Annotated in this window: 7 protein-coding genes and 1 pseudogene; 2 read left to right on the top strand and 6 right to left on the bottom strand. The window is 43.4% G+C overall.

Going from position 1 to position 5,801, the window contains the following annotated elements; translation table 11 throughout:
* Positions 1–45: 45 nt before the first annotated feature.
* The 6 genes from LJE09_RS16615 to LJE09_RS16590 form a co-directional block, all read right to left on the bottom strand.
* A complete protein-coding gene (locus tag LJE09_RS16615) occupies positions 46–270 on the bottom strand; it encodes a hypothetical protein (RefSeq protein WP_025581172.1) in 225 nt (74 codons plus the stop codon).
* Between the two features lie 27 nt (positions 271–297).
* Positions 298–642 (bottom strand): DUF2185 domain-containing protein, encoded by a 345-nt coding sequence (locus LJE09_RS16610; RefSeq protein ID WP_025581171.1) that lies wholly within the window; start codon positions 640–642, stop codon positions 298–300.
* A gap of 48 nt (positions 643–690) precedes the next feature.
* Positions 691–1,149, bottom strand: coding sequence for a hypothetical protein (locus LJE09_RS16605; protein ID WP_004613373.1), 459 nt, complete (start codon positions 1,147–1,149; stop codon positions 691–693).
* An 80-nt stretch (positions 1,150–1,229) separates the two neighbouring features.
* On the bottom strand, positions 1,230–2,342 hold the full coding sequence (locus tag LJE09_RS16600; RefSeq protein WP_227311567.1) for a hypothetical protein: 1,113 nt from the start codon (positions 2,340–2,342) through the stop codon (positions 1,230–1,232).
* A gap of 74 nt (positions 2,343–2,416) precedes the next feature.
* On the bottom strand, positions 2,417–3,004 hold the full coding sequence (locus LJE09_RS16595) for an ABC transporter permease (protein ID WP_227311566.1): 588 nt from the start codon (positions 3,002–3,004) through the stop codon (positions 2,417–2,419).
* Positions 3,001–3,735 carry a ribonuclease III gene (locus LJE09_RS16590; protein ID WP_227311565.1) on the bottom strand — a complete coding sequence of 245 codons (735 nt, stop codon included), beginning with the start codon at positions 3,733–3,735 and terminating at the stop codon, positions 3,001–3,003. The genes LJE09_RS16595 and LJE09_RS16590 overlap by 4 nt, the downstream gene beginning before the upstream one ends.
* A gap of 814 nt (positions 3,736–4,549) precedes the next feature.
* Here LJE09_RS16590 and LJE09_RS16585 point away from each other — a divergent pair.
* Positions 4,550–4,780 carry a helix-turn-helix domain-containing protein gene (locus LJE09_RS16585; RefSeq protein ID WP_025581166.1) on the top strand — a complete coding sequence of 77 codons (231 nt, stop codon included), beginning with the start codon at positions 4,550–4,552 and terminating at the stop codon, positions 4,778–4,780.
* 84 nt (positions 4,781–4,864) lie between these two features.
* A pseudogene (locus tag LJE09_RS16580) lies at positions 4,865–5,679 on the top strand (tyrosine-type recombinase/integrase).
* The last annotated feature ends 122 nt before the right edge of the window (positions 5,680–5,801 follow it).

Below are 5,801 nucleotides of genomic sequence, written 5' to 3'. Positions count from 1 at the left end.
AAGCGTCTGGAAGCACGCGACTTCAGTCGTGTGAGGATAAAGTTTTTAATTCACAGTAGAAGTAATGCACAGGGCAAAAATCATCACAGCCGATATTCCGCCGGACACCCAGTTTTTAAGGTCACCGAAACGCATCACATGCTCGGCTTTGTGCATATTCGGAAATTTCCCGGTAATACCTGCATAGAGGCAAAATCCCAAATAAGCCAAAGCCAAAAGTGCCCCTACCAGCTTCAAAATTGTTTTTCCTGAAAGTTTTCGTTTCTCCATCTTCGTCGTTTTCCTATAAAATCACTGTTATATCCGTTTTCCGGTATTCGTGTCGATAAAATATCTTCTAGTATTGTCAAAACAGAATTCCAAATCCGTACCTACCGGCATATCATATACAGCCAAAACTGTCGGCTCAATGTTTGCAAGGGTATTAAAGTCTACAACTATGGAATTTTCCGGGTTATTTAAGTATTCCTGTGTATCATTATCCCCGATTGCCCGCCAGCCATTATCAGAAGGATTTACACTTTCCTCTCTAAAAAACCATTTCAGCTTAGAAGTTCCCTCATAAATTGATTTCGTGATAATCATTCCGCCAGCATTTTCAATAAAAGTAATTTGTTTATTTTTCTTTTTGAAAAATCCCATTAGCGTTACCTCCTCCGTGTTTATAAGGCATTGATATAATCCGCTCTATTATCCGAGTTTGGAAACAATCTGGCAGAACATCTCAACATTTTCTTTCTGCCCCTGAATATCAGAGCCAATCGCATTGTTCATCAAAGAAATTTTCATTTTCTCTTTTCCAAAATGCAGCATTACGACTTTTCTTCCGGGCAGCAGTCCACCCTTGACTTCTGCCTTTGTTATGCTGCTTAGGGGCAGAGAAAGCCGGTTTTCAATTTTGGAGACATTAACGGAATTTACAATGACCATATTCAGGTGTTGCTCGGTAACTCCCAGATAGCAGTAAGCATTGCTCAGTGCGCCCAATGCAGCGGCAGCGCCCCCCGTCAGTGTAGAAAGTCCTCCAATCAGTGCATAGGTATCAGCCCCGGCCATGATGACTGCCCATAACTTGCACTGATAGGCTTCGTTTTCGTTCAAAATGGCTTCCAGCATTTCATTTTTATCTTTTTCATTCATTGTAAGCATAATTGTTCCTCCTGATTATTGTTTTAAGTTGAGAACGCCGGATGCAATCCTTTGATATATGCACCCGGCGTTCAAAAGCATTAGTCTACTTTCAAATTTTTGTCCAGGATCACCAGTTCGCCGTTGCGTTCAATGATACCAGGCTGAACCACGACGATTTTCAGACCTTCCTGCAATTCCAGATACTGTGAAGCATAACCCCAAACCTTGACCTGATCGCCTTCCTCAAGCTCAATGGCAGTGCTTACAGTACCATCTTCATTCAAAATCTGGTTAGCAATACAGTAGAGCTGGCCGGTTGTATCCTCTGAGATGTAGAGAGACACATCCGAAGCGAGCGGCGTTCCGGCAATAGATTTATATTCACCGACTTCTTCGCCCCAAATAGTACCTTCACTGTAAAATCCAACGGCCATATTTTCTTCATATCCCTCGATGATCGCATTGAAATCCTGAGCATACGGCTCCATCTCGGCTTTTGTAGTATCCTTGTAAGCGGCAATCTTTTCATTAGATGCCTGTTCTTTTACCTCTTGCGGCTGATAATCCTTGTATTCAAAAACATTGTCCGAAGCAAGCGTGATTGCTGTGTAGTCATCATCCAGAATGACTTTATAAACAGCAATTTCATCATCATCAACAGTACGATTGATGTCGATATTTCCTGCGGAATTCAGTTCATATCCGTCTACACCGTCCAATGCCTTTTGTAAAGCTGCGTTGGACATCGCACAGTTGATCCCATTGAGCGTTACAAAGAAATCAGGATTTGGTTGATCCTTATCGGCAGAGTATTCCAGTTCTACCACCGTTCCGCCCTCAGCAGGCTTGCATGGCTCTGACCCGGCATTTACGATTGCAACATCTATTTCCTGATCGTCTTTGGAAAGTTCCCCATAAATACGCTCGCCGGGTTGCAGAGAAACCTCTGCTGCATCATATTCTTCCGTTTCCAAACTCCAGCCGGCTTGTATCAGCTGGGAAGTTTCCAAAGGAAGTGTGTAGTAAGTGCCATCCAGTACGAACTCAGGTGTCCCGTCATTTTTCAGCTGAGACAGAATGGCTTCATCCGTACAGCCTTTATCGCTGCCCGCAGCTGCCGGAGCTGATGTCTGAGGTTTTGAGCCGCATCCGGCCAGCATACTGCATACCAGCACACATCCTGTTAGTAAAGCAATCCATTGTTTTTTCATAAGCGTAAATCCTTTCTGCGATTCTATCAAATTTGTTTTATGTATGAGCAAGTCATATTCTATATAAAGGTCGATTATGCTCCGATCAGCGTCATGACCACATAGAGTACGATAAGCAGGAGAGCAAGACACATTGCACAGAAAACGGCAATCGTCGTTTTGACCCTGTGCCGCTCCTTTAATGTCAGAACCATCATTGCAAGTACATCAAAGGAAAAGAAGAACTGGCAGATTCCAGCTAAAACCGCCAACCATTTCGGATGAATGCCGTCTTTGCATGACTTTATCAGATAAGCGATAGCATAGGGAGCTGCCCCTAATAGAATCCCGTATCCAAAAATCAAAAAAACAATGGTTACCAGTCCAAACAACGCCATCAGCGGCAATGGGAAGAATGCCATCAGCGTTACATATACGGTGATGCTCCCTCCGACCAGGTAGAACGGGATTAGTCCATACTTGATGATCAAAGTGCAGTTCAGCAATGTCTTTCTTGACCACTTTCTTCCTACGGTCAGCACAACAATCAAATTGACGATTCCTATGATAAAAGGCAGAAGGATCGATAATATCTGCAATTTGATCGCATTGTCAAAACAGCCTGCCAAAAGGAAGAATGTATAAGACACAATTACATAGAGTACTGGGAGGATATAAGTCATTTAACAACCTCCTTTCTGCGCCGGATCAACCAGAGAATCAGCCAGATCAAGCAGACTGGGAACGAGAACAAGCCCAAAATAAAAACTCCGGCTCCAAACGATCCAAGGATTGAGTCCCCGGTGGCGATATTGCTGATGATTCCGAACAGTGCCAGACCAACGCTGAAAGAGAGCCAGCAAAAGAAAGCATATTTACTCTCTTTGGCGCTTGCGGGTACTCTTGATTCTCCCTTTTTGTTTCCAAGCTGGGTTTTTAGCTGTTCGCTTAGAAGTCGTTCCTGCTTCTCTAATTCAGTGTCTCCGATCGCCCTTGCATAATCTTCACGAAGCAGGTGATACCCCAGTTTATCCTGCGTATTTTTTGCTCGATGCAAAAACTGCTCCAAAGTTTCTTTCGCTTCTGTCCAGCGCTGTTGTTCCAGCAGAGCAGAGAACCAGTTCGCTGTAATGATGTTTTTGGAATGCTTGCTGAGTGCCCAGGGACGCCAGCGATCCAATCCATGTTTCAAATTCTCAAGATTATGGTCGCTTTGATACGCCACCACATAGTGGTTAATTTTCTTTGCCAGCCAATGTTCATATTTGCAATATGCGAAAAAGCATAGAGCCAGCAGTGCAAGAAACACTACAACAGCAATCCACATAGTCTCGTAAGAAAAAAAGTGATCATATATCAGGCACGCAGCTCCAGAGAGAGCCGCAATGCTGAAAATTGGCCATGGATTTCTCATAATAGCAATATCTCCAATCATCTGTTTGAATAAAGATTCCGATATAGTCAAATTGTCATATCTATATGCAAACATTATAGCATTTGCATGATCTTTCGTCATCATTTTTCTGCTGTATGGCTAGGGATTTAATTGTAAATAAATTATGAATAAATTTAGCTAAAAACTATTTTCGTTCTTTCTTAGATTGTACTACTAATCAGAGTAGAGATAAAACTGGATGAGTTCTTATTTTGCATCTTATAACAAAAATATTTTGATAAAATTTTGTTTGAAGCGTCTGTTTTTTGCTCTTTTTGTCAGTGTTAATAAGAAGGACAAGTTTTCCCCCTTCAACAGCACTTTGCTACAATTTCATAGACAGCATAACAGGTACATAACCCGTGTACGAGCGAGTGTGGAACGCCGCGAAGATAGAGCAGACAGGGAGGTGATGAACAAAGCTGTTTTGGAGCGATCTACGATTTCACAAAACGGATGGTGGCAGATTCGGCGCGAGGACTGCACGGGGGCTTAAAGATACTTCCTCACGGCCTCCTAAAGACTTGGGGGGAACCCTGCGGCGCACGAGTAAAACGACGCTGCGGAGTTATGACAACCGCGCCAGCGGAGACCTGCTATGTTCCCATCGTCAGGGTTGCGTGGCAAATGTGACGAGAATTGAGCCATATTAAAATAGGAAGCGATTGATTTCTTTGTTGGTCGTTTTTTATTCAAAATCAGATACCATGCGCTGGCAGTTACGGCTGCCAGCGTATTCATGTGATTTTGAAAGCACGACGATAACCTTGACAGATTGGAGGGAATATGGACTATGGAAAAACTCATTACACGAAAAGAAGCTGCTGAAATCTTAGGAATCAGCATCGCAACGCTGGATGCCGCCCGTAACAACGGCTTGATCTCTTATGTGCAGTATGTTCAGAATAGCTGTGTGTATTTTACTGCGGCGGGTCTCCAGGAGTATATCGCAAAATGTACGCACAGGGCAAAGCCTGTTGAGAGAAGCACAACTTACCGTAAGCCTCGAAGCGGAAGATCGTGAGCCGGTCCGTATCCTTGATGGAATCAGGAGTGTCTGATAAAACAAAGGTACAGCGCTGGAGATTATTCTTAGGAGGTGGAAGAATTGGCAAATAGAAAAATAATGTTTCCTAAATATGGCACAGTTATGAAAAGAGGTGTCCTATATTATAGGACCAGAATCAAAGATGCGAATGGAAAGCTCGTAGCTCTCTACGCAAAAACACCTGAAGAACTATATAACAAAGAAACGCTTGCATTGGAACAGATTGAGAATGCCACTTTTCATCGGAAAACGCCCACAGTTGCAGAGTATTGTGAAAAGTGGCTGCTGATGCAGTCGGTTCATGTACGAGCTACTACTTTGACGGATTACACCTCAAAGGTCAGGCGGCATATTATAGCGGAATTGGGAGATAAACGGATGAATTGAAAACCAAGGCTGCGGAGAGAAATATCCCCCTCCCTGTTTGTTTGGCCGAGTGCTTGAAAGCAGCAAAGGAAACTTCGACTTCGGAATATGTAGTTTCAAACCGGGATGGCGAACCGCTGTCCTATACGCAGTTTAAGCGACTGTGGCAGTATATTGTTACGAGAACGGTCAAGGAACGGAGCTATTATCGGTATGAAGATGGAAAAAGAGTAAAGCATACTGTCACACCTGTCTTGGGAGAAAAGGCCGCTCATAACGGAAAAGTGGTTTACAGCCTGGACTTTGAGGTAACACCCCATCAGTTGCGGCATACTTACATCACCAACCTTATTCATGCGTCGGTAGATCCCAAAACGGTTCAATACCTGGCAGGCCATGAAAGCAGCAAGATTACCATGGACATCTATGCAAAGGTTAAGTATAACAGGCCGGATGAGCTGGTCAGATCAATGAGCTGCGCGTTTGCAAGCTGGGACGCAGCACAGTAATAATAAAATAGGAAATAAAGCAGGAGCGAGGCAAGGATGTCTCGCTCTTTGTTTGTGAAGGATTCTAAGATAAAGAGATAGTTTTGGATAATTCAGGTTGGAAAAAGGAAGGCTCTATATTA

It is taken from the genome of Blautia sp. DFI.3.45 (genome assembly GCF_020593505.1).
GTDB classification, from domain to species: Bacteria; Bacillota; Clostridia; order Lachnospirales; family Lachnospiraceae; genus Blautia_A; species Blautia_A wexlerae.
Note: the sequence above shows the minus strand (reverse complement) of the source record. Positions and strands in the feature narration are given on the sequence as shown.

Excerpts from the sequence above, each read along its gene's own strand:
- LJE09_RS16605 (WP_004613373.1), bottom strand. The coding sequence starts at position 1,149 with ATGCTTACAATGAATGAAAAAGATAAAAATGAAATGCTGGAAGCCATT.
- LJE09_RS16595 (WP_227311566.1), bottom strand. The coding sequence starts at position 3,004 with ATGACTTATATCCTCCCAGTACTCTATGTAATTGTGTCTTATACATTC.
- LJE09_RS16585 (WP_025581166.1), top strand. The coding sequence starts at position 4,550 with ATGGAAAAACTCATTACACGAAAAGAAGCTGCTGAAATCTTAGGAATC.
- LJE09_RS16590 (WP_227311565.1), bottom strand. The coding sequence starts at position 3,735 with ATGAGAAATCCATGGCCAATTTTCAGCATTGCGGCTCTCTCTGGAGCT.
- LJE09_RS16615 (WP_025581172.1), bottom strand. The coding sequence starts at position 270 with ATGGAGAAACGAAAACTTTCAGGAAAAACAATTTTGAAGCTGGTAGGG.
- LJE09_RS16600 (WP_227311567.1), bottom strand. The coding sequence starts at position 2,342 with ATGAAAAAACAATGGATTGCTTTACTAACAGGATGTGTGCTGGTATGC.
- LJE09_RS16610 (WP_025581171.1), bottom strand. The coding sequence starts at position 642 with ATGGGATTTTTCAAAAAGAAAAATAAACAAATTACTTTTATTGAAAAT.